We start from the raw sequence: 21,178 nt of genomic DNA, 5'->3' as shown, positions 1-21,178 counted from the left end.
CAGCAGGGGTCAGCTTATATCCCAATCATCTTCATGCGCGATCTCACCGATCGCGGTCCACGTCACGCGGATACGGGCGATGCGGGTGTCGGACCAAGTGCGGAAGACGGCATTAAAACCGATCGCCGTGATCTCTTCGGCCTGTACCTCGGCCCGCAATGCGGATGAGGTGTCGACATCCCAGAGCGACACACCGATCTGAACAACGGGCGGTGCGCGAAAGGGTTCGCTGAATTGAATGGCTGCGCGGCGTTCGCGGGCGCCCTCGCCGGTCCACATCTCACCGCCTTCGGCAAATTCCGAAAACAGCACTTCTTCGCCCTGATCTATGCCGATGGGGTGGGTCTGAAATTTCTTCATTCTGTCATCGTTATTCTTGAATTCCCGCAGCTTACCTTGACCTTTGGTCAAAAGCACCACAAAAAAAACGGCTCCGTCGAAGCGGAGCCGTTTCGTAAATTTTATCCTGCTTATGAGGCGTTACAGGCTCATATGCGTGCCTAAGGCTTCCATGTCGGCCAGCAGCTTGGCAGCGTCGTCGATGATGGTTTGATCATCGCCAGCCTTGGCTGCCTCGTGCGACGCGCGCGCCTCAGTGATCAGGTCGTCCAGATGCGACCGGGTCACTTCGGAAACCGGGATCGCCTTTTCGGCCAGCACTGACAGGCTATCGCCGTTGATCTGGGCAAACCCGCCGGTGACCAGGTATTCGCTGGCTCCTTCGGGGGCTTCAACCTTCAGCAGGCCGGGGCGCAGCGTGGTGATGGTGGGGGCATGATCGGGCATCGCCGTCATGTCCCCGTCCGCGCCGGGAATCTGGACCGCAGAGGCCTCAAGCGAAGCAAGGCTCCGCTCGGGGCTGACGAGGTCGAATTGCATTGTGTTTGCCATCAGGGATACTCCTTAGGCGGCTTCTGCGGCCATCTTCTCCGCTTTGGCGATCACTTCATCGATGCCGCCAACCATCAGGAAGGCCGCTTCGGGCAGGTGATCGTATTCGCCGGCCACAACAGCTTTGAACGATGCGATGGTCACGTCCAGAGGAACCTGAACGCCCGGCGAACCGGTGAAGACTTCGGCCACGTCAAACGGCTGCGACAGGAAGCGCTCGATCTTACGGGCACGGGCAACGGTCAGTTTGTCTTCTTCCGACAGTTCGTCCATGCCGAGGATGGCGATGATGTCCTGCAGCGACTTGTAGCGCTGGAGGATCTGCTGAACGTCGGTCGCAACGCCGTAATGCTCTTCACCAACGATGGCCGGATCGAGCAGGCGCGACGACGAGTCGAGCGGGTCAACCGCAGGGTAAATACCCTTTTCCGAGATCGCACGGTTAAGAACGGTGGTCGCGTCCAAGTGCGCAAACGATGTTGCCGGCGCGGGGTCGGTCAGGTCGTCCGCAGGAACATAGATGGCCTGCACCGAGGTGATCGAGCCCGACTTGGTCGAGGTGATGCGTTCCTGCAGAGCGCCCATGTCGGTCGCCAGTGTCGGCTGGTAGCCAACCGCCGAAGGAATACGACCCAGCAGAGCCGAAACCTCGGAACCCGCCTGCGTGAAGCGGAAGATGTTGTCGACGAAGAACAGAACGTCGGTACCGGACTGGTCGCGGAACTGCTCGGCCAGGGTCAGACCTGTCAGAGCAACACGCGCACGCGCACCCGGAGGTTCGTTCATCTGACCGTAAACCAGCGCAACTTGGCTTTCCGACAGGTTGTCCGGCTTAATAACGTTCGATTCGATCATCTCGTGGTACAGGTCGTTCCCTTCACGGGTCCGTTCACCAACACCCGCGAACACCGAGAAGCCCGAGTGTACTTTTGCGATGTTGTTGATCAGCTCCATGATCAGAACGGTTTTACCAACGCCGGCGCCGCCGAAGAGACCAATTTTACCACCTTTGGCGTAGGGCGCCAGCAGGTCAACAACCTTGATGCCGGTGACCAGGATTTCCGACTCGGTCGACTGTTCGTCGAACTCGGGTGCGGGCTGGTGGATCGCGCGGGCTTCAGTTGCTTCAACCGGACCTTTTTCGTCGATCGGCTCGCCGACCACGTTCAGGATGCGGCCCAGAGTTGCGTTACCAACCGGAACCGAGATCGGTGCGCCGGTGTCGGTTACGGTTTCACCACGGACCAGACCTTCGGTAGCGTCCATCGCGATGGTGCGGACGGTGTTTTCACCCAGGTGCTGAGCAACTTCCAACACGAGGCGCTTGCCGTTGTTGGTGGTTTCCAGCGCGTTCAGAATTTCAGGCAACTGATCTTCGAACTGCACGTCGACGACGGCCCCGATGATCTGTGTGACTTTGCCTTTTGCATTCGCCATGTTTCGTCTCCGGTTTTCTTACAGCGCTTCGGCGCCGGAAATAATTTCAATCAGCTCGTTGGTGATCACGGCCTGACGCGAGCGGTTGAACTGGATCGTCAGCTTGTCGATCATCTCACCCGCGTTGCGTGTCGCGTTGTCCATCGCGGACATCCGCGCACCCTGTTCAGACGCTCCGTTTTCGAGCAGAGCCGAGAAGATCGCAGTCGCAACCCCCTTAGGCAGCAGGTCGGCCAGGATGGCCTCTTCGCTGGGCTCGTAGTCGAAAATGGCACCGCTGTCGTCACCCGCCGCTTCGTTTTCGAACGAGGCGGGAATGACCTGCTGCGCCGTCGGGATTTGCGTTACAACGTTGACGAACTTCGAATAGAAGATCGTGGCAACGTCGAACTCACCCCCGTCAAAGCGGGACAGTACGTCCTTGGCGATATCTTGTGCGTTGGCATAACCAATGCGCTTGATCTCGCTCAGGTCGATATGTCCGACAAACAGATCGCCAAAATCACGCTTGAGCGCGTCGCGGCCTTTTTTGCCAACGGTCAGAACTTTGACCGTTTTGCCTTTGCCGCGCAGCTCGTCCGCCTTTTGACGGGCCAGCTTGGCGATGTTCGAGTTGAAGCCGCCGCAGAGGCCGCGTTCAGCTGTCATAACAACCAGCAGATGGACATCATCACTGCCCGTACCACGGAGCAGCTTGGGGGCGCTGTCGCTGCCCCCGACCGACGCCGCCAGCCCCGCCATCACGGCATTGAACCGTTCGGCATAAGGGCGCGAGGCTTCGGCAGATTCCTGGGCGCGGCGCAGTTTTGCGGCCGCGACCATCTGCATGGCCTTGGTGATCTTGCGGGTCGATTTGACCGACTCGATCCTGTTTTTAAGGTCCTTCAGACTAGGCATCGGAACCCCCTATCAAGCGAAGGTCGCGGCGTATTCGTCGATCGCTGCCTTAAGCTTGTCTGCTGCTTCACCTTTGATCTTCGGATCTTCGTCGGTGATCCACTTCAGCAGTTCAGCGTGCTTGCCGCGCAGGTGCGCCAGCAGACCAGCTTCGTAGCGGCCAACCTCAGATACGTCGATCTTGTCGAGGTAACCGTTGGTACCGGCGAAGATGACGCAGACGATTTCCGCGTTAGTCAGCGGCGAGTACTGCGGCTGTTTCATCAGCTCGGTCAGACGCGCACCACGGTTCAGCAGCTGCTGGGTCGATGCGTCAAGGTCCGAGCCGAACTGAGCAAAGGCCGCCATTTCGCGGTACTGCGCCAGTTCCAGTTTCACCGGACCGGCAACCGAGCGCATGGCGTTGGTCTGAGCTGACGAGCCCACACGCGAAACCGACAGACCGGTGTTCACAGCAGGACGGATACCTTGATAGAACAATTCGGTTTCCAGGAAGATTTGACCGTCGGTGATCGAGATCACGTTGGTCGGAATAAACGCCGAAACGTCACCACCCTGCGTTTCGATAACCGGCAGAGCGGTCAACGAGCCTGCACCGAAGTCTTCGTTCAGCTTCGCCGAACGTTCCAACAGACGCGAGTGGAGGTAGAAAACGTCACCCGGGTAAGCTTCACGTCCGGGCGGACGACGCAGCAGCAGGGACATCTGACGATACGAAACGGCCTGTTTCGACAGGTCATCATAGATGATCAGCGCGTGGCGGCCATTGTCGCGGAAGTATTCGGCCATCGCGGTCGCAGCGTAAGGCGCCAGGAACTGCATCGGAGCCGGGTCGGACGCGGTTGCGGCAACAACGATCGAGTATTCAATCGCGCCGGATTCTTCCAGTTTCTTCACCAACTGCGCAACGGTCGAACGCTTCTGACCAACCGCAACGTAGACGCAGTACAGTTTCTTCGACTCGTCGTCGCCTGCCGCGTCGTTGTAGTTTTTCTGGTTCAGGATGGTGTCCAGGGCTACAGCGGTTTTACCGGTCTGACGGTCACCAATGATGAGCTCACGCTGGCCACGGCCAATCGGGATCATCGCGTCAACCGATTTCAGGCCGGTTGCCATCGGCTCATGCACCGACTTACGCGGGATGATGCCCGGGGCTTTGACGTCTGCAACGCCACGCTTGGAGGCATTGATTGGGCCCTTGCCGTCCAGCGGGTTGCCCAGACCGTCCACAACGCGGCCCAGCAGTTCGTCGCCAATCGGAACGTCCACGATTGAGTTGGTGCGCTTAACAGTGTCACCTTCTTTAATGTCACGGTCGGAACCGAAGATAACGACACCGACGTTGTCGCTTTCCAAGTTCAGGGCCATGCCCATGATGCCGCCGGGGAATTCGACCATTTCGCCCGCTTGCACGTTGTCCAGGCCGTATACACGGGCAATCCCGTCACCGACGCTCAGCACGCGGCCGATCTCGGCCACTTCGGCTTCCTGACCAAAATTCTTGATCTGGTCCTTCAGGATTGCAGAAATCTCTGCAGCTTGGATTCCCATTTATCCGACCTCTTTCATTGCATTCTGTAGGGAGTTCAGCTTCGAACGGATCGAACTGTCGATCATTTTCGAGCCCACTTTAACGACAAGACCGCCGATGAGGCTCTCATCAACGGTCGCATTGATTGTCACGGTCTTGCCCACGCGCTCGGACAGCGTCTTGGACAGTTTATCCATCTGAGTCTTGGTCAGCGCCTTGGCCGAGGCGACATCCGCGGTCACTTCGCCACGCTCATCCGCCAGCATGTCGCGCAGAACCTGCACCAGTTGCGGCACAACAAACAGACGACGTTTCTGCGCCATCAGGCCAAGCGTGTTGCCCAAAATGGTGTTCAAACCCATTTTCGCAGCGATTGCTGTGATTGCGCCTTCCTGGTCGGCGCGGGAAACCAAAGGCGAGGCGATCAGGTCGCGCAAGTCGGCGCTGTCACCCAGTGCTGCTGCCAGATCATTGATGCCGGTTTCCAGACCTGCGAGGTCATTATTCTCTTTTGCGATCTCGAAAATCGCTGTGGCATAGCGCTCGGCGATGCCAGTGGAAATCGAAGCTGGTTCGGACACGTCCACCCTTCCGATATTTTGGGCCCCGAATTCGCGTTGCGGCAGCTACCCCGGGGGCGTGAAGAAACCCCGCCCAAAAGGCCGGGGATCAAAATCACCGGGGATGTAGCAGAGCCGAACCCAGCTAGCAATATATTATCACCGTAGCGGATTTATCCACAAAACACGTGATTTCATGCACTTAGTTAAGGGTGCGGCTATTTTAGCGATCAGGTGGGTTGAAAAATGTTACCAACTTGCAGCTTTTTGCGATTCCTGTGACCTTTTTCCCGCATATTTGCCTATGCAAACGGCCCCATCTCCTCATGCTGGCTTTAGGAGACCATCCAGCGCCTTGATCGGGCGTCTGACGGCATCTTTGGTGACATGCCCGCTGGGTGGCCGGACAAGCTTGCTGGCCTCAACCATCAATACTCCGCCTGCCATGACCGTCGGAACGCGCTGTCCCGTCTTTTCAAGCAGGCTGCCAGATTTGAGCCAGAACCGGCGAAACGAAGGCGGCATATAGAGGGCCGAACAGTGATGTTCGGGAACAAAATGATGCGCTTTAAGCTGTTTTTCCAACTGCGTTGCGGAATACGGATGGCCAAAGCCAAATGGCGTACGATCAGACCGTGACCAGAGCCCCGCTCGATTGGGCACAACGAACATCGCCTTGCCCCCGGGGCCCAGAACCCGCCAGCATTCATCCAGCAACTGACTGGGCCTTTCAGAGGTTTCAAGACCGTGCATCACGACCAGTTTATCAACATGCCCGGTTTCAATCGGCCAAAGCGTCTCTTCCGTCAGGACCGAGACATTGGGCATACCGGCAGGCCAAGGCATGACCCCCTGAGGGGCGGGCATCAGGCCAATCACGCGGCGCGCATCCGTCAGATATGGGCGCAGCAGAGGAACGGCAAAACCGAATCCGGCCACGGTCTGCCCCTTGGCCTCAGGCCATAGTTCGGTCAGTCGTCCGCGAATGGCCGCTTGCGCCGCACGACCCAACGTGCTGCGATAATAGAAATTTCTCAGATCCTGCACATCAAGATGCATTGCGGACACCCGGTCAATCAGCTTAGCTGGGCGCAGTCTAGCAACGAAAGGGCAAAAGGCCATGCCTCTTGAGATCGTAACCATCCCGTGCCTCAGCGATAACTATGCTTTTCTTGCCCACGACGCGACCAGCGGCGATACGGCCCTGATCGACGCGCCCGAAGCCGGCCCCATTCTGGCAGAGCTGGCACAGCGCGGCTGGCGGCTTAGCGACATACTGTTGACGCATCACCACTGGGATCACGTGGATGGCCTGCCTGGCATTCTCGCGCAGCACCCGGCGCGGGTTGTCGGCGCGGCTGCGGGTGCGCACCGGTTGCCACCGCTGGATTTGCAGGTTGCCGAGGGCGATACGTTCGACATTGGCGGCGAACCCGTCCAGGTTTTGGACGTATCCGGCCACACGCAGGGACATGTCGCCTATTACATGCCTCAAAGCAGCACTGTATTCACCGCCGATAGCCTGATGGCGCTGGGATGCGGGCGGCTGTTCGAAGGCGACGGGCCGCAGATGTGGGCCTCGCTCAGCAAGCTGGCCGCCCTGCCCGAGGACACGACGGTCTGCTCGGGGCATGAATATACCCAGTCGAATGCAAAATTTGCGATCACCATCGACCCGAACAATCAGGCCCTCCGGGACCGGATTGTCGACATCGACCGCGCGCGCGCTGCCGGCGAGCCGACCGTCCCTTCGTCTCTGGCCCTCGAAAAGGCGACAAATCCGTTTTTGCGCGCATCCGATCCAGCGATTCTGACCAATCTGGGGATGCAAGGGGCCGATGCCGCAACCGTGTTCACGGAAATTCGCAACCGAAAAGATCGGTTTTAGGCCTAAAAAAGCACCCTTCAGGGCCACGGTCACGTGAAATGTGACTGTCAAGTGAAAGAAAACCCTTGAAGCCGGGCCACGATCAACCAAACTCTAATAGTATGAGGACATGGTTGGGATGGGGATCCGGCCGACGCCTGCCCCTTCCGACCCAAGACAGAGGAGCACCCGCGTGCCTTCATTCTCGAGCACTTTAGAACAAGCCATCCACGCGGCCCTGGCGGTTGCGAATGAACGGCGCCACGAATTTGCAACGCTGGAACATCTGTTGCTGGCGCTGCTGGAAGAACCGGATGCGATCCGCGTGATGAAGGCGTGCAGCGTCGACCTGGATGAACTCCGCAGCACTCTGGTCGAGTTCATTGACGAGGATTTGTCAAATCTCGTCACGGATATCGACGGATCAGAAGCGGTTCCCACGGCCGCTTTCCAACGTGTGATACAGCGCGCCGCAATCCACGTCCAAAGTTCCGGTCGGACCGAAGTGACCGGAGCCAACGTGCTGGTCGCCATCTTCGCGGAACGCGAAAGCAATGCGGCCTATTTCCTGCAGGAACAGGATATGACGCGCTATGATGCGGTGAACTTCATCGCCCATGGCGTAGCCAAGGACCCTGCCTTTGGCGAAAACCGCCCCGTAACCGGCGCTGATCAGGTTGAAGACGAGGCGCAATCCACCGCAGATGAGGCGGACCAGAAGGAAAGCGCGCTGGGTAAATACTGCGTCGATCTGAACGCCAAATCGCGCGCGGGCGATGTTGATCCTCTGATCGGGCGCGCAGCCGAGGTCGAGCGCTGCATTCAGGTGCTGTGCCGCCGCCGCAAAAACAACCCGCTGCTGGTGGGCGATCCGGGCGTCGGCAAAACCGCCATCGCCGAAGGGTTGGCCCATAAGATCGTACAGGGCGAAGCGCCAGATGTTCTTTCTGAGACCACCATCTACTCGCTCGATATGGGCGCACTGCTGGCTGGCACTCGCTATCGCGGTGATTTTGAGGAACGGCTTAAGGCGGTTGTAACCGAATTGGAGGATCACCCGGACGCGGTGCTGTTCATCGACGAGATTCACACGGTGATCGGTGCAGGCGCCACGTCGGGCGGTGCAATGGATGCGTCAAACCTGCTGAAACCTGCGCTGCAGGGGGGCAAGCTGCGCACCATGGGCTCGACCACATACAAAGAGTTCCGTCAGCATTTCGAAAAGGACCGCGCGCTGAGCCGTCGGTTCCAGAAAATCGACGTGAGCGAGCCATCGGTTGAGGACAGCGTGAAAATCCTGCGTGGTCTGAAGCCTTATTTCGAAGAACATCACTCGATCAAATACACAGCCGACGCGATTAAGACGGCTGTGGAACTGGCAGCGCGTTATATCAATGATCGCAAGCTGCCCGACAAAGCCATCGATGTGATCGATGAGGCCGGTGCCGCACAACATCTGCTGGCCGAAAGCAAGCGGCGCAAAACCATCGGTGTCAAAGAGATCGAGGCCGTTGTCGCCAAGATCGCGCGTATACCGCCCAAAAACGTGACCAAGGACGATGCCGAAGTTCTGAAGGACCTCGAAGCCTCGCTGAAACGGGTGGTGTTTGGTCAGGATGAAGCCATTGATGCGTTGTCGAGCGCCATCAAACTGGCCCGTGCCGGTCTGCGCGAACCTGAAAAACCCATCGGAAACTATCTGTTTGCCGGTCCGACTGGTGTAGGTAAGACCGAAGTGGCAAAACAGCTGGCCGATACCTTGGGAGTGGAACTGCTGCGCTTCGACATGTCGGAATACATGGAGAAACATGCGGTATCCCGTCTGATCGGCGCGCCTCCGGGCTATGTCGGGTTTGACCAGGGTGGTTTGCTGACCGACGGCGTGGATCAACATCCGCATTGTGTACTGCTGCTGGACGAGATCGAAAAAGCGCACCCCGACGTGTTCAACATCCTGCTGCAGGTGATGGACCACGGTGAGTTGACCGATCACAACGGCCGCACGGTGAATTTCCGCAATGTCGTGCTGATCATGACCTCGAATGCGGGCGCGCAGGAACAGGCAAAGGCCGCCATCGGCTTTGCCCGTGATCGCCGCGAGGGTGAAGACACAGCCGCGATTGAGCGTATGTTCACACCTGAATTCCGTAACCGTCTGGACGCTGTGATCTCATTCGCACCTCTGCCTAAAGAGGTCATACTGCAGGTTGTCGAGAAATTCGTACTGCAGCTTGAAGCGCAGTTGCTGGATCGCGGCGTGACCATTGATCTGACCCGCAAAGCGGCCGAGTGGCTGGCGGACAAGGGTTATGATGACAAGATGGGCGCCCGCCCACTGGGCCGCGTCATTCAGGAGCACATCAAGAAACCTCTGGCCGAGGAGTTGCTGTTCGGCAAACTGGCCAAAGGCGGCGTAGTGCGCGTCTCGGTGAAGAAGGGGGAACTGGATCTGGAAATCCTCGGGCCGGACCAGCCCAGAATTCCGGGCGACAAGCCACCTTTGCTGACTGCCGACTGATCAACGCAAGACAGTTCATGCTCGCGCTCGGTCAGGAAACTGACCGGGCGCTTTCTGTTTTGACGATGCGCGATTTGGTCCCGACGCCGACCGCAGGAAAAGAATCCTGATGATGCCGGACTTTCTCCGACGGAAATGTCATCGCCGTGCGTTGAACCTTTATATGAATTAAGAAAGGCGACGTCGGTATGAAGCAAAAGACCACGATATTCTGGAGCATCGCATTTGTCTGTTCGGCAGCCGCCGTCATTGCATCGGCACAGCACCGGTTTCGTTATCACGATGAAACAAAATCTCATTCGCTGAACCTTGAGCCGGCGGTGGTCGATCCGGGCACCAGTCGGTCGGACATCCGAGAAACCCGTTCATCGGTTCGCATTTCGGGCAATGGCATTCCCGATCACCTTGTGGGCAAGTTCCCAAATCGCGGCAATCCGCATGAGATTTCGCAGCAACGCGTGAAACTGAACGTTCCGTCCGACCCGATCATGAATGCCTCGCAAACACCTCTGGCCATGGGATGGAATTTTGGCGTTTCCCTGAGCGGAGTGGTTTTTGACCCGCTGGCCGCGGAATTCTGGCACGGCGACCCACGATCCGGCTGGTCCTACAATGCGTTGGGCGGCGCGATCTCTCTTGGTCTTGACGAGAATTACGCGCATGTGCAGCCGAACGGAAAATACCACTATCACGGCGTGCCGACGGGTTTGATCGAAGTGCTGGGGTGGTCGCCCGATCAGCACTCGCCCCTGATCGGATACGCAGCAGACGGTTTCCCGATCTATGCCCGGACCGGAACCATCGATGGGCAGGTGGTGCCGATGACGTCGTCCTATCAATTAAGATCCGGAAGCCGACCGGGGGGCGCAGCCCCTGACGGGCGCTATGACGGCACGTTCAACGAGGACTACGTCTATGTCGAAGGGCTTGGCACTCTGGACGCATGCAACGGCGCTTTCACTGTCTCGGCTGAGTACCCATCGGGCACCTATGCCTATTTCCTGACGGATGAATATCCTGTCGTCCCAAGATGTTTCGCCGGCAGTCCGGATGACAGTTTCAGGTTCGGACGGCGATAGCTGAGGCCATGACCAGCGGGCTTACCTTTCGGTCAGCTTCAACTCGATCCGCCGATTCTGGGCGCGTGCAACGGGGGTATTTTCGGTGTTCACAGGCTGAAACTCACCGAACCCGTTCGCGGCCAGCCGGTTGGGAGGAATGCCCAGCGCATCGACCATGTATCGAACCACCGACAGGGCGCGACCCTGACTGAGCTCCCAGTTGTCGCGATACCGTCCTGTGCCGCCCAGCGGGATGTTGTCGGTATGCCCGTCCACCCGGATCACCCAATTGATACCTTCAGGGATTTCCGCGGCGATGCTGCGCAGGATTTCGGCAACTTTCGCCACCTCTTGCCTGCCCTCAGACGAGAGCACGGCCGATCCCGTATCAAACAGAACTTCAGATGAAAACACAAACCGATCGCCTTCAATGCGGACGCCTTCCTGATCCCCCAGAACATCACGCAACCGCCCAAAAAACTCAGAGCGATAGCGCTGCAGATCCTCTGCCTGCGCCGTCAGTTCCTGGTTCTGTCCCGCAAGTGTTTCGGCCTCAGCCTCAAGCCGAATACGCTCGGCCTCTTCCAGCAAACGACGGCGCCGCTCTTCCGAGGCTGCCCGGGCAAGGGCCGCATTCAGGTCCTGACCGAGTGTCTGAATCTGCACCTCAGCTGCCGCATTGCGATCCTGATAGTCATCCAGCAGCGCCTGCAACGATCCCAATTGGTTGCGTAGGGCAGACATCTGCTGGTTCAGCAAGGCGGTCTGGCGCTGTGCTTTGGCCGATATCGCCTTTTCTGCCGCAATCGTTTCACGCGCAACTGCCAGCAACGCCTCGCGCTCCTGCGCTTGCGTTCTGGCGGTATCTGCCTGCTGCTGCGCCTCACTTTGCGCGGCGAGAGCCGCATCCAGCCGGGCCCTAAGGTCTTCGTTGTTCAACGCGCCGAACTGCCGCTCCAGCTCCGCCTGCGCGGCCTGTGCCGCCGCCAGCAGCGTCAGCGTTTCTTCGGCCTCTTTGCGCTGCGCTTCCAGCGCCAGTGTCATCGCGGTCAGCTCGGTATCCGCATCTTTGAGACGATCTCGCAGATTCTCGACCGCGGCGGCTTCGGCCAGCCGCGCCGCCTCCTCGATGCTCAGCTGTTTTTCCAGTTCGCCAATCCGGGCTGCACCCGCTTCAATCTCACCCAGGCTTTCCGCCAGCGCGAGGTTCAGCGCATCCTGGTCGCTCAACAGCTCTTCTCGCTGCGCCTCAAGCGCCGCGATACTGCCCCGCGCACGTTCCTGATCGACAAGCAACGCCGCAACCTGCAGTTCAAAATCCGTGATCTGGGTCTGCGCCGCGTCCAGAGCCGCAGCTTGTTCATCGCGTTCCGAGGTCAGAGAAGAGATCAGCGCCTGTGCTTGCGAAAGATCATCTTCGGCCTGCGTCAACGTGGTGTTCAGCGCGCCCAGACGCGCCTGCAGGCGGCTGTTTTCGCGTTCTTCCAGCCCCAATGCCCCGGCGAGAGCAGCAACTTCATCTGACAGCGCCGTCAGCTCATCTTCCTGCCCCGAGATGGTTTCGCGCAACACAAACTGCACCACCATGAAGATGGTCAGCACAAAGGTCAGCACCATCAGAAGACCCGTCATCGCGTCCACGAAGCCGGGCCAGACCGACCCTTGGAACCGTTGACCGGTGCGTCTGGACAGGGCCATCAGTTACTCTCCCTTCGGCGCCGTCCGCACGGTGCCCTGCGGCAGAGTCAACGCCTTGACCAGAAGTTCGAAATCCTTGCGCAGCTCATTCATGCTGTCCTGTCGCCCGGCCGAGATCTCTTCGAGAATACGCAGCAACTGAACATCCATCGAGCGCAGGCGCATCCGGCTTTCGGCGTCGATCCCTTCGCCTGCGCCAAACTCGCGCATGTGGTCGACCAGCGCCTCCTGCCCCAGCGCAATCCGCTCAAGCGCTGCGGTGACGCCCTCGCTGTCAGCCTGACGCTGATTCATATCGCCGATCACAGTGACCAACTTGCCGAGCTTTGCCGAGACATCTGCCCGCTCGGTTTCCTGCGCGGAAAACATCTCTTGCAGCGCGTCCATCTGTTCCGACATGGCATCCAGAACCGGTGTCAACACAGCCAGTTCAGCACCGCCTTCGTCGCTGCCTGCAAAGCCAACGCGCGTAATGGTGGACAACCATTCCTCTAGTTCGCGATAGAAACGGTTCTGTCCATGCCCCGCAAACAGCTCGAGCAGGCCAACAATCAACGACCCTGCCAACCCCAGCAGAGACGATCCGAAGGCAACGCCCATGCCTTGCAACTGCGCCTCAAGTCCCGTCATGAGGCGGTTGAAGACGGCAAGCCCTTCTTCACCCTCTTGCGGGTTCAGGCTGCGGATAGTGTCAACGATCGCCGGAACGGTTGTGGCGAGGCCAAAGAATGTACCCAAAAGGCCCAGATAAATCAGGACGTTGGTGATATAGCGGGTGATCTCCCGCTCTTCCTCGATCCGTTCGGCCACCGAATCCAGAATCGACCGGGTCGAAGTTGAACTGATCTGAGAGCGCGCACCGCGCGACCGCAAAAGCGACGCCAGCGGGGTCAGCAATTGCGGGGTGCTGGTGTCATCCCGCTCGACCCCGCCAACAAAAGCTTCGATCCAGCGCACCGATCCGATCAGCTGTGTCACCTGATAAAAACAGGCAAACAGACCGATCACAAAGACCAGCAGGATGAATCCATTCAGATAGGGGTTGGCATAAAAAACCGGCAACACATAGGGCAAGGCCATAAAGACTCCAAAGCCCGACAAGCCGATTGCGATCAGCATCATCAAAATCTGACGGATCGGTTGCGAGAAATGAGGTCTCACGCCCTGTTGTACCTGCGCCATGCGCGTCGTTCCCGGTTTGCCTGCTCTTATTAAGCAAACTTATCGAAATTCCACCGGCGAGGCCAAGGGTTTATGCGGTAAGTTTACGCACCCGTTGCGACAACCACTCAAGATCGGGATCGTGCAGCCCGATCTCGGTCAGATGTTCGGTGGTATTATACAGGTATTCGGTATTCGGGCCACGCCCGCCAACCGCATGCGCGATGATATTTGCCTGTTCTTCCAAGGGCATACCACCACAATACTGCACATGATGCGGATCAATCACATAAGTCACAGCATTTACGACCGGGCCGCTCTCAAAAGTCACATCCAGCATTTTTTCGACATAGGCGGACGAAATCAGCTCTCGCTCGCGCAGTTCATCCAGCGTGCGCTCCTCATGTCCGGCTTCGACGGCAAGGGCCAGACCGCTGCATTCAGCCTCGTCCTGTTCGTCCAGCGCCAGCACAAGGCCCGGTTTCTCTTCTGTCCCGCGATGGTGGATCGAACTCATGCAAAAGGATCGGGCATAGCCCCGCAAGGTCGCGCGTTCGCTGCGTGCCACCGGAAATCCCGGATTCCACAGCAGCGATCCATATCCGAAAACCCACATCGTCATTGCACTGGTCCTTGCCCTTTTGGGTCTATAAACATCAATTCCGAGGCAGGAAAAAGGGCCATTTTCTCATGCGCCGTCTGATACGAGTTCTGATTTTTTTAACCCTCGTCTGGAGCGCCTACTGGTTCGTTGCAGGCTTTGGCCTGCGCAGCGCCGTAACCGGATGGTTCGACAAGCAGCAGGAACTGGGCTGGCAGGCCGATTTCTCGCAGGTCAGCACATCCGGCTATCCGATGCATCACGTGACCCGGTTGGACAATCCTGCCCTGGCCGACCCGGTCAACGGCACCGCCTGGAGCGCGGATTGGATCGCCTTCCAAAGCCCCGCAATCTGGCCAGGGCGACAGGTCCTGCGTTTTGCTGGCACTCCACAGCGCCTGTCCTATTTCGACCAGACCGCAACGATTGAAGCCGCTGATCTGCAGGCCGAGTTGCACCTGCGCCCGGGCGTCGCGCTTGAGCTGGAACGCATGGCGCTGACGGCTGGCCCCTGGACCATCGCGGAAGAGGGTGAGGTTTCGGCGGCGGGCAACACGCTGGGCCTGATCATGAACCAAAGCGAAACGCCTGAGGTTTATTCCATCACCGCAACTGCGGACGCGTTTGCGCCGGGTGAAGAATTACGCCGATTGATGCGCTCGGCCGCATCGCTGCCGCAGGCCTTTGAGACGCTGGATCTGGATATGACGGTTGCGTTCGACAAACCCTGGGATCGGAGCGCGCTGGAACAACGCCGCCCGCAACCCGTTGCCATCGATCTGAAACTGGCAGAAATCAAATGGGGCGAGCTGCGCCTTTTCGCAGCAGGAGAGCTGGAGGTCGACCCGCAGGGTATCCCGATCGGAGAAATCGCCATCAAAGCCGAGAACTGGCGGGATATGATTGCGATGGCCAATGCGGCGGGCGCCCTGCCCGATCAGGCCGTCGATCCGGTGACCCGCGCGCTGAACCTGCTGGCCGGTCTTGGCGGCAACCCCAACGCGTTGGATTTGCAGCTGAATTTCCGCGACGGGTTTGTCGCGCTTGGCCCCTTGCCACTGGGTCCTGCGCCACGGTTGATCCTGCGTTAACGGCAGTAAGGCCCGGTGCGATAGCGGGCGGTATCCAGATGGAAATGGTCGCGGTGATAGCGGTCGGAATTCGGGCCCAGCACCGTCCCAAACGGGCCGCAAGCACCGCGCCACACCTTGACTAGCTGCTTTTGCGAGGGGTTTTTGCGCCAACCGTTCAGGACGGTGACAACCTCTCCGTCCGCCAGTTTGAAGCCTGAGATATCAATGGCCCGCCCTTTGCCATGCTCGGAGATACGCGCGCCCTTGCGGTTGTTCCGCGTGCGGCAAGCATAGTGGGCGGCGACTTGCAGTTCGACCACCGGGCCGCGCCGCTTGAAGGTGGGCTTGACCGTTTTGTCGACCCATTGGTTCAAGGCAATCGCAGTGCCGCAATCCATGGTCGCCGGGCGGCTGAGCAGCACACCTGAAACCGACGTTATCTGCACCGCATCTTTGACACCACAAGCGCTGACCTTGCTTGAGACGCGACCAACGGGTTTACCCTGGATGGCAATATCCCCACAGACCGAGCCTTTCCGCAGTCTGCGTTTCTTAAACAGCACCTGCTGCTCCAGTGACTCAGGACGCATATAAGGTTTGAGCGAGATGTCGGGACCAAGAAGCGGCAGGTCTGCCGGGCGTGCGGCGGCTGCCAGCAGTTGCGGAGAATCGGGCCGCAGCTTCGGCTGCAGTTTTGGTATGGCGGCAATCGGCGCGGCGCTGACCAAAAACATAGCAGGCATGGCCTTGGCAGCGGCGGGCCCTGCATCGGGGCGCGGCATGGGGATCAGCGAAGATTCCGGCGGCATCGCTGCTGCCGCAAGAGGCCAAAACGCTGCAATGCTTATAAGAATACCGCCCCGTATACCTCGCATCACGTGGCCTTTCCACGCCCAAAGTCCGGCGCTTCCGTATCCTGACCCGCATCGATAATACCGCGCCGGATTGCGCGGGTCCGGGTGAAATAGTCAAACAGATGCTCTCCGTCGCCGGTGCGGATGGCGCGTTGCAGGGCAAAAAGCTCCTCGGTGAAGCGCCCAAGAATTTCCAGCGTCGCATCCTTGTTGGTCAGAAACACATCGCGCCACATCGTTGGATCGGATGCGGCGATACGGGTGAAGTCGCGGAAACCGGCTGCTGAGTATTTGATGACCTCGGTATCGGTCACGCGCCGCAGATCATCGGCCACGCCGACCATCGTGTAGGCAATCAGATGCGGCGCGTGCGACGTGACTGCCAGCACCAGGTCATGGTGTTCGGCATCCATCTCATCAACGTCAGAGCCCATCCCTTCCCACAGCGCGCGCAACCGGGCCACCGCGTCGGGATCGGAACCGTCAACCGGAACCAACAGGCACCAGCGATTGTCGAACAGCTCGGCAAAGCCGGACTCGGGGCCGGAATGCTCGGTCCCTGCAATCGGATGCGCCGGAACAAAATGGACGCCTTCAGGAATGTGCGGGCTGACAACGTCGATGACCTGTCGTTTGACCGAGCCCACATCGCTGATCGTCGCGCCAGGTTTCAGTACTGGCGCTATGTTTTGGGCAACTGCCCCCATCGCGCCGACGGGCACACACAGTACCACCAGATCGGCGCCCTCGACGGCCTCTTGCGCCGTGTCGCATACCCGATCGCACAGCCCGATGCGGCGAGCGGTATCCCGTGTTGCCTCAGATCTGGCATAGCCGGTGACCTCTGCTGCCAGACCCGCGCGTTTGATCGCCCAGAACATGGACGAAGCGATCAGGCCCAACCCGATCAGCGCCACCCGGTCATAAATCTGGCTCATGCAGCGCCCCCTTTGAACGCGGTGATGGCCGCAAACACACGGCGACAGGCCTCTTCGTCGCCGACGGTGATCCGCAGCGCGTTCGGCAGGTTGTAACCCGCAACCCGGCGCACAATCAAACCCTGCGACTGCAAATATGCATCACAGGCTTCGGCCTCGGCCTGATCGACAAAACGCGCAAGGATAAAATTGGTGCAGGACACGTCAGACGGCACACCGATCTCAGCCAGCTTTTCAGACAGCCAAGCCCGCAGCCGCGCGTTTTCCGATTGGCAGAACGCAACGTAGTCAATATCGCGCACAGCCGCCTCAGCCGCAGCCAACGCGGTCAGAGACAGGTTAAACGGTTGGCGTATGCGGTTCAGCACATCGATCACGGATTTGCGGGCATAGCCCCACCCCACGCGCATCCCGCCCAGACCATAAATCTTGGAGAAGGTCCGCGTCATGATCACGTTCTCATAGCGATCCACCAGTGATGCCCCCCCGTCGAATCCATCGACGAATTCCGCATAGGCACCGTCCAGAACCAACAGGCAGCGCGCGGGCAGTCCCTCAGCCAGGCGGGCCAGTTCTTCTTCGGACACCATGGTCGAGGTTGGGTTGCCCGGATTGGCAATGAAAACGATGCGTGAATGTTCGGTTATCGCCGCGAGGATCGCATCGACATCCACCCTGCGTTCGTTTTCGGGGACCATCACCGGCGTTGCCCCGACCATGCGCGCGATGATCGGGTACATGGAAAACCCATGTTCGGTATAGATCACCTCATCCCCGACCCCGGCATAGGCTTGTGCAATGAACTGCAAAACCTCATCGCTGCCAACGCCACAGATGATCTGATCGAGGTTCAGCCCGTGCCGCTCACCGATGGCCGCGCGCAGGGTGTAGTGGTCTGTGTTTGGATAGCGATGCAGCGTTGTCACGCTGTCACGCGCGGCCTCGATCGCCTTGGGGCTGGGCCCGAACGGGTTTTCGTTCGAGCTGAGCTTGATCACATTTGCCACCCCTTCGACATGAGACTGACCGCCCTGATACAAAGCGATGTCCATGATGCCGGGTTGCGGAATGATCTTGTTCATGAGGGGCTCCTTGACTTGCGCCCCTCATACATTTCTCAAGGCCTTGAGAAAAGCAGCAATTCCCTCAGGCGGCTTTGAAACGCGCCGTCGCCGGGTCGACATCGTAATATGGCGCGAATTCTTCGGTGCGGCGCGACAGGTCGTTGACGCTGTCGATGATGAACTGAACGGTCTCTTCGCTCATGAGGTAGGAAAAGTTCAGACGCACCCAACCGGGTTTCTTCATTTCCTCCCCGGCAGACAGCGCGGCGTGCAGCGCCTCGGATGTCGACCGGTCAATCCCCAGCAGCCGATGCGCATAGGGCCCCGCGCATGCACACCCGCCACGCGCCTGAATGCCATAGATATCGCTGAGCATCCGCGTAAACAGTTGCTGATGCACCGGCATGCCCGCCCCGTCGCGGATCAGAAAGGAAAAGATCGGCAATCTGTGAGGGTTGTCCGCCCCAAGCAACGTCAGGTGTGGATTATTGCGCCACCCCTCAAGAGCCATCTTCTTGTAGAGCGTCTCGTGTTTGGCGATCTCATCCGTGCCAACGGTATCCTTGACGATGAAGGCCAGCGCCGCACGAATGTCGCCGATGACATTCGGGGTTCCCGCCTCTTCCCGAGCCGCCAGATCATCGCTGTACTCATGCCGCCAGGGCGAGACAAAGCTGACGGTCCCACCGCCCGGCCAGGAAGGGCAGCTGCGCTGCACCGCACGCTGATTGACCACCAGCACCCCCGACGCACCGGGCCCACCCGCAAACTTGTGCGGTGAGACAACAATTGCATCCTTGCGGGCATCGTCCGGCCCCATATCCATCGGCAGATATGGCCCGCCACCGGCGTAGTCCCAGACCGCAAGCGCGCCATGCGCCTTGAGCAGCCGGGTGACCGGGTCGGGCTCGGTGATAATGCCGGTCACATTGGATGCAGCCGAAAACGAGCCGATGATCAGATCGGACCCAGCGTGTTCGACCAGCGCCTGTTCAAGCTTTTCAAGATCAGGACCGCCTTCAGCAGCTTCGGGGATTTCGATCACTTTAGCTTTGCTTTCGCGCCACGGCAGGATGTTCGAGTGATGTTCATACGGACCGATCAGGACAACCGGCTGGTCAGCTTGTTGTACCCCCAATAAGCTGACCAACCGGTTGAGACCCGCAGTGGCACCGGACCCGGTGAAAATCACCGCGTCTTCTCCCCTCGCACCAATTATGCGGGCGATCTCAGCGCGCGCTTCGCGGCGCAACCGGGTCATGTAAGACCCACAATAGGAGGCCTCGGTGTGGCTGTTGGCGTAATAAGGCAGCACCTCTTTGGCGACGAAATCCTCAACCTGTTGCAGCGCACGACCTGAAGCCACGTAATCCGCATAGACCAGCGGAACTTCCCCGCTCAGACCCGGGATCAGAATATTCTCTCCGATCAGCCCATCGCGCAGCGTTGAATTTTGAGCGGTGGATGAGAGGTCTGCGTGAAATTTGGACAAGGTCATGGGTCAGGCTCCGTATTGCCTTCCAAATGTGATTGAGTGAGTGTGCGGAAACTTCACCTTTCTTTGGATGGATTTTACAATCTTTGTGTCATATGAATTCATATGGCCGAAAAAATAGATCAGATTGACCAGCGCATCCTGCGCGAGCTTCAAACAGACGCAACGCTGTCGCAACGAGAGTTGGCGGATCGTGTCGGACTGTCGCAAAATGCCTGTTGGCGCCGCCTGAAGGCGCTGAACGAGGATGGTGTCATCACGGGATCGACCGCCAAAATATCGCGCGAAAAACTGGGGTTGAGCCTTGTTGTCTTTGTCATGCTGCGCACACGCCATCATTCAGCCGAGTGGTTGCAGTCTTTTCGCCGCCACGTTCTGACCATCCCCGAGGTGGTCGATTTTCATCGAATTGGCGGCGACTATGACTATCAGCTGAAAGTTGTCACGCAGGACATGTCCTCTTATGACAAGGTCTATCAGCGGCTGATCGACAAGGTCGAACTGGACAGCGTGACATCTTACTTCGCGATGGAGGCGATTGCCGAAGGGCGACCGCTGCCGATCTGATCAGGTCACAAACAACGGGCGCTTTTTCCGAAAATATGGAACCGCAATGGCGCGAAACGCCCTGAGCTTGGCAGAGGGCCAGACATCGCGATGCGCAACAACCCAGATATCTGCATAGGGCTGCGGCGAAAACTCGGGCACCTGGACGAGCCCAGGCAACGAACGCCCCAAAAACACCGGCATCCGCACGACGCCCAACCCAGCCTGCGCTGCTGCCGACATGGCGACCATGTCATCAAACCGCATTCTGATACGCGACTCCGGACGTTGTAGCAGAACCTGTTCGGGTAAGTCCCGCTGACGCTCGTAAATCAGCCAATCAACCGCGCCGCCCGGATCACTGGCGATACGTTCGGCCCAATCCTGGGTGGCAAAGCTGGCCGAATGCTGCTCGGTCAGGCGCAGCCCCTTCAGCGTATCGCCGGGATTGCGGCTGATGCGGATCGCTATGTCAGCCTCGCGTTTGTTGAGGTCGAGGATCTCATTGGCCGCGCGAACCCGCAGCGTGACAGCAGGGTGTTTTTGTCCGAAGGCATCCAACACCGGGGTCAGCACATGTGCGATCAGCAGTTGCGGTGCCGTCAGGGTCAGTTCCCCCGCCAAGGTCTCATCCCGACCCGACAGGCCACGCCGCATAGCGTGTTCAGCGCTTTCCATTTCGGCTGCATGTTGGGCCACCAGATGTCCAGCCTCTGTGGGCCGATAACCATCTGCCAGACGCTCAAACAGAACCTCACCCGTTGCGGCCTCGGCCCGGACAATACGGCGGGCCACGGTTGTGTAGTTCACGCCCAGATCCTGGGCCGCGGCAGACAAGGTGCGTTTGCGGACAACTGCCAGAACCGCGCGATAATCGTCCCAGTGAATATCCATGCATGCAAATTCGCATATCATAGATGCAAAAGCACACATTTTCGCATGATGCGGTCACCCCTAGCTTGGTTTTACCAAATCAAGGAGTAAAT

Annotated in this window: 20 protein-coding genes; 5 read left to right on the top strand and 15 right to left on the bottom strand. The window is 58.9% G+C overall.

The genetic code is table 11. The annotated features are described in order from the left end of the window. Window positions 1-9: 9 nt before the first annotated feature. From ACR0I7_RS00675 to ACR0I7_RS00645, 7 genes are all read right to left on the bottom strand, one after another. A complete protein-coding gene (locus ACR0I7_RS00675; protein WP_480507411.1) occupies window positions 10-360 on the bottom strand; it encodes an H-type lectin domain-containing protein in 351 nt (116 codons plus the stop codon). Window positions 361-480: 120 nt separating this feature from the next. Further along, window positions 481-891 (bottom strand): F0F1 ATP synthase subunit epsilon, encoded by a 411-nt coding sequence (locus tag ACR0I7_RS00670; RefSeq protein WP_480507409.1) that lies wholly within the window; start codon window positions 889-891, stop codon window positions 481-483. A gap of 12 nt (window positions 892-903) precedes the next feature. Continuing rightward, window positions 904-2,328 carry a F0F1 ATP synthase subunit beta gene (gene atpD / locus ACR0I7_RS00665; protein ID WP_480507407.1) on the bottom strand — a complete coding sequence of 475 codons (1,425 nt, stop codon included), beginning with the start codon at window positions 2,326-2,328 and terminating at the stop codon, window positions 904-906. Between the two features lie 18 nt (window positions 2,329-2,346). Continuing rightward, window positions 2,347-3,225, bottom strand: a complete 879-nt coding sequence (locus ACR0I7_RS00660; protein ID WP_480507405.1) for a F0F1 ATP synthase subunit gamma — start codon at window positions 3,223-3,225, stop codon at window positions 2,347-2,349. A 12-nt stretch (window positions 3,226-3,237) separates the two neighbouring features. Continuing rightward, window positions 3,238-4,776, bottom strand: a complete 1,539-nt coding sequence (gene atpA / locus ACR0I7_RS00655; protein ID WP_480507403.1) for a F0F1 ATP synthase subunit alpha — start codon at window positions 4,774-4,776, stop codon at window positions 3,238-3,240. Next, window positions 4,777-5,337 carry a F0F1 ATP synthase subunit delta gene (locus ACR0I7_RS00650; RefSeq protein WP_480507401.1) on the bottom strand — a complete coding sequence of 187 codons (561 nt, stop codon included), beginning with the start codon at window positions 5,335-5,337 and terminating at the stop codon, window positions 4,777-4,779. Window positions 5,338-5,640: 303 nt separating this feature from the next. Further along, a complete protein-coding gene (locus tag ACR0I7_RS00645; protein WP_480507399.1) occupies window positions 5,641-6,375 on the bottom strand; it encodes a methyltransferase domain-containing protein in 735 nt (244 codons plus the stop codon). Between the two features lie 61 nt (window positions 6,376-6,436). Here ACR0I7_RS00645 and gloB point away from each other — a divergent pair, with 61 nt between their 5' ends. The 3 genes from gloB to ACR0I7_RS00630 all read left to right on the top strand — a co-directional run bounded on the left by gloB (window position 6,437) and on the right by ACR0I7_RS00630 (window position 10,780). Continuing rightward, a complete protein-coding gene (gene gloB, locus ACR0I7_RS00640; protein ID WP_480507397.1) occupies window positions 6,437-7,204 on the top strand; it encodes a hydroxyacylglutathione hydrolase in 768 nt (255 codons plus the stop codon). Between the two features lie 172 nt (window positions 7,205-7,376). Beyond that, a complete protein-coding gene (gene clpA / locus ACR0I7_RS00635; RefSeq protein ID WP_480507396.1) occupies window positions 7,377-9,701 on the top strand; it encodes an ATP-dependent Clp protease ATP-binding subunit ClpA in 2,325 nt (774 codons plus the stop codon). A gap of 188 nt (window positions 9,702-9,889) precedes the next feature. Further along, a complete protein-coding gene (locus tag ACR0I7_RS00630; RefSeq protein ID WP_480507394.1) occupies window positions 9,890-10,780 on the top strand; it encodes a YHYH protein in 891 nt (296 codons plus the stop codon). 21 nt (window positions 10,781-10,801) lie between these two features. On the opposite strand, the gene ACR0I7_RS00625 is transcribed toward ACR0I7_RS00630, so the two are convergent. The 3 genes from ACR0I7_RS00625 to ACR0I7_RS00615 form a co-directional block, all read right to left on the bottom strand. Next, entirely contained in the window at window positions 10,802-12,460 is a 1,659-nt protein-coding gene (locus tag ACR0I7_RS00625) for a peptidoglycan -binding protein (protein WP_480507392.1), read from the bottom strand. Between the two features lie 3 nt (window positions 12,461-12,463). Beyond that, window positions 12,464-13,642, bottom strand: coding sequence for a biopolymer transporter ExbB (locus ACR0I7_RS00620; protein ID WP_480507390.1), 1,179 nt, complete (start codon window positions 13,640-13,642; stop codon window positions 12,464-12,466). A 70-nt stretch (window positions 13,643-13,712) separates the two neighbouring features. After that, entirely contained in the window at window positions 13,713-14,243 is a 531-nt protein-coding gene (locus tag ACR0I7_RS00615) for a gamma-glutamylcyclotransferase (protein WP_480507388.1), read from the bottom strand. 68 nt (window positions 14,244-14,311) lie between these two features. Here ACR0I7_RS00615 and ACR0I7_RS00610 point away from each other — a divergent pair, with 68 nt between their 5' ends. Next, entirely contained in the window at window positions 14,312-15,313 is a 1,002-nt protein-coding gene (locus ACR0I7_RS00610; RefSeq protein ID WP_480507386.1) for a DUF2125 domain-containing protein, read from the top strand. Here the strand turns inward: ACR0I7_RS00610 and ACR0I7_RS00605 are convergent. From ACR0I7_RS00605 to ACR0I7_RS00590, 4 genes are all read right to left on the bottom strand, one after another. Next, complete coding sequence (locus ACR0I7_RS00605) at window positions 15,310-16,104, bottom strand: extensin-like domain-containing protein (RefSeq protein ID WP_480507384.1); 795 nt, start codon at window positions 16,102-16,104, stop codon at window positions 15,310-15,312. The genes ACR0I7_RS00610 and ACR0I7_RS00605 overlap by 4 nt on opposite strands. 65 nt (window positions 16,105-16,169) lie before the next feature. After that, window positions 16,170-17,087, bottom strand: a complete 918-nt coding sequence (locus ACR0I7_RS00600) for a prephenate/arogenate dehydrogenase family protein (RefSeq protein ID WP_480507382.1) — start codon at window positions 17,085-17,087, stop codon at window positions 16,170-16,172. Beyond that, entirely contained in the window at window positions 17,084-18,169 is a 1,086-nt protein-coding gene (gene hisC / locus ACR0I7_RS00595; protein WP_480507380.1) for a histidinol-phosphate transaminase, read from the bottom strand. The genes ACR0I7_RS00600 and hisC overlap by 4 nt, the downstream gene beginning before the upstream one ends. Before the next feature lie 64 nt (window positions 18,170-18,233). After that, a complete protein-coding gene (locus ACR0I7_RS00590; RefSeq protein WP_480507378.1) occupies window positions 18,234-19,649 on the bottom strand; it encodes an aminotransferase class V-fold PLP-dependent enzyme in 1,416 nt (471 codons plus the stop codon). Window positions 19,650-19,751: 102 nt separating this feature from the next. On the opposite strand from ACR0I7_RS00590, the gene ACR0I7_RS00585 reads away from it, so the two are divergent. After that, window positions 19,752-20,213 (top strand): Lrp/AsnC family transcriptional regulator, encoded by a 462-nt coding sequence (locus ACR0I7_RS00585; protein ID WP_480507376.1) that lies wholly within the window; start codon window positions 19,752-19,754, stop codon window positions 20,211-20,213. Here the strand turns inward: ACR0I7_RS00585 and ACR0I7_RS00580 are convergent, their stop codons facing one another. After that, window positions 20,214-21,086: a LysR family transcriptional regulator gene (locus tag ACR0I7_RS00580; protein ID WP_480507374.1), complete on the bottom strand. Its 873-nt coding sequence runs from the start codon at window positions 21,084-21,086 to the stop codon at window positions 20,214-20,216. It lies immediately after the preceding gene. Between the last annotated feature and the right edge of the window lie 92 nt (window positions 21,087-21,178).

The organism is Ruegeria sp. AM1 (assembly GCF_056540745.1).
Note: the sequence above shows the minus strand (reverse complement) of the source record. Positions and strands in the feature narration are given on the sequence as shown.

Coding starts and splice junctions, on each gene's coding strand:
- hisC (WP_480507380.1), bottom strand. CDS start 18,169: ATGAACAAGATCATTCCGCAACCCGGCATCATGGACATCGCTTTGTAT.
- ACR0I7_RS00670 (WP_480507409.1), bottom strand. CDS start 891: ATGGCAAACACAATGCAATTCGACCTCGTCAGCCCCGAGCGGAGCCTT.
- ACR0I7_RS00675 (WP_480507411.1), bottom strand. CDS start 360: ATGAAGAAATTTCAGACCCACCCCATCGGCATAGATCAGGGCGAAGAA.
- ACR0I7_RS00605 (WP_480507384.1), bottom strand. CDS start 16,104: ATGCCGCCGGAATCTTCGCTGATCCCCATGCCGCGCCCCGATGCAGGG.
- atpD (WP_480507407.1), bottom strand. CDS start 2,328: ATGGCGAATGCAAAAGGCAAAGTCACACAGATCATCGGGGCCGTCGTC.
- atpA (WP_480507403.1), bottom strand. CDS start 4,776: ATGGGAATCCAAGCTGCAGAGATTTCTGCAATCCTGAAGGACCAGATC.
- gloB (WP_480507397.1), top strand. CDS start 6,437: ATGCCTCTTGAGATCGTAACCATCCCGTGCCTCAGCGATAACTATGCT.
- ACR0I7_RS00660 (WP_480507405.1), bottom strand. CDS start 3,225: ATGCCTAGTCTGAAGGACCTTAAAAACAGGATCGAGTCGGTCAAATCG.
- ACR0I7_RS00610 (WP_480507386.1), top strand. CDS start 14,312: ATGCGCCGTCTGATACGAGTTCTGATTTTTTTAACCCTCGTCTGGAGC.
- ACR0I7_RS00580 (WP_480507374.1), bottom strand. CDS start 21,086: ATGGATATTCACTGGGACGATTATCGCGCGGTTCTGGCAGTTGTCCGC.
- ACR0I7_RS00600 (WP_480507382.1), bottom strand. CDS start 17,087: ATGAGCCAGATTTATGACCGGGTGGCGCTGATCGGGTTGGGCCTGATC.
- ACR0I7_RS00620 (WP_480507390.1), bottom strand. CDS start 13,642: ATGGCGCAGGTACAACAGGGCGTGAGACCTCATTTCTCGCAACCGATC.
- ACR0I7_RS00590 (WP_480507378.1), bottom strand. CDS start 19,649: ATGACCTTGTCCAAATTTCACGCAGACCTCTCATCCACCGCTCAAAAT.
- ACR0I7_RS00630 (WP_480507394.1), top strand. CDS start 9,890: ATGAAGCAAAAGACCACGATATTCTGGAGCATCGCATTTGTCTGTTCG.
- ACR0I7_RS00615 (WP_480507388.1), bottom strand. CDS start 14,243: ATGACGATGTGGGTTTTCGGATATGGATCGCTGCTGTGGAATCCGGGA.
- ACR0I7_RS00585 (WP_480507376.1), top strand. CDS start 19,752: ATGGCCGAAAAAATAGATCAGATTGACCAGCGCATCCTGCGCGAGCTT.
- ACR0I7_RS00625 (WP_480507392.1), bottom strand. CDS start 12,460: ATGGCCCTGTCCAGACGCACCGGTCAACGGTTCCAAGGGTCGGTCTGG.
- ACR0I7_RS00645 (WP_480507399.1), bottom strand. CDS start 6,375: ATGCATCTTGATGTGCAGGATCTGAGAAATTTCTATTATCGCAGCACG.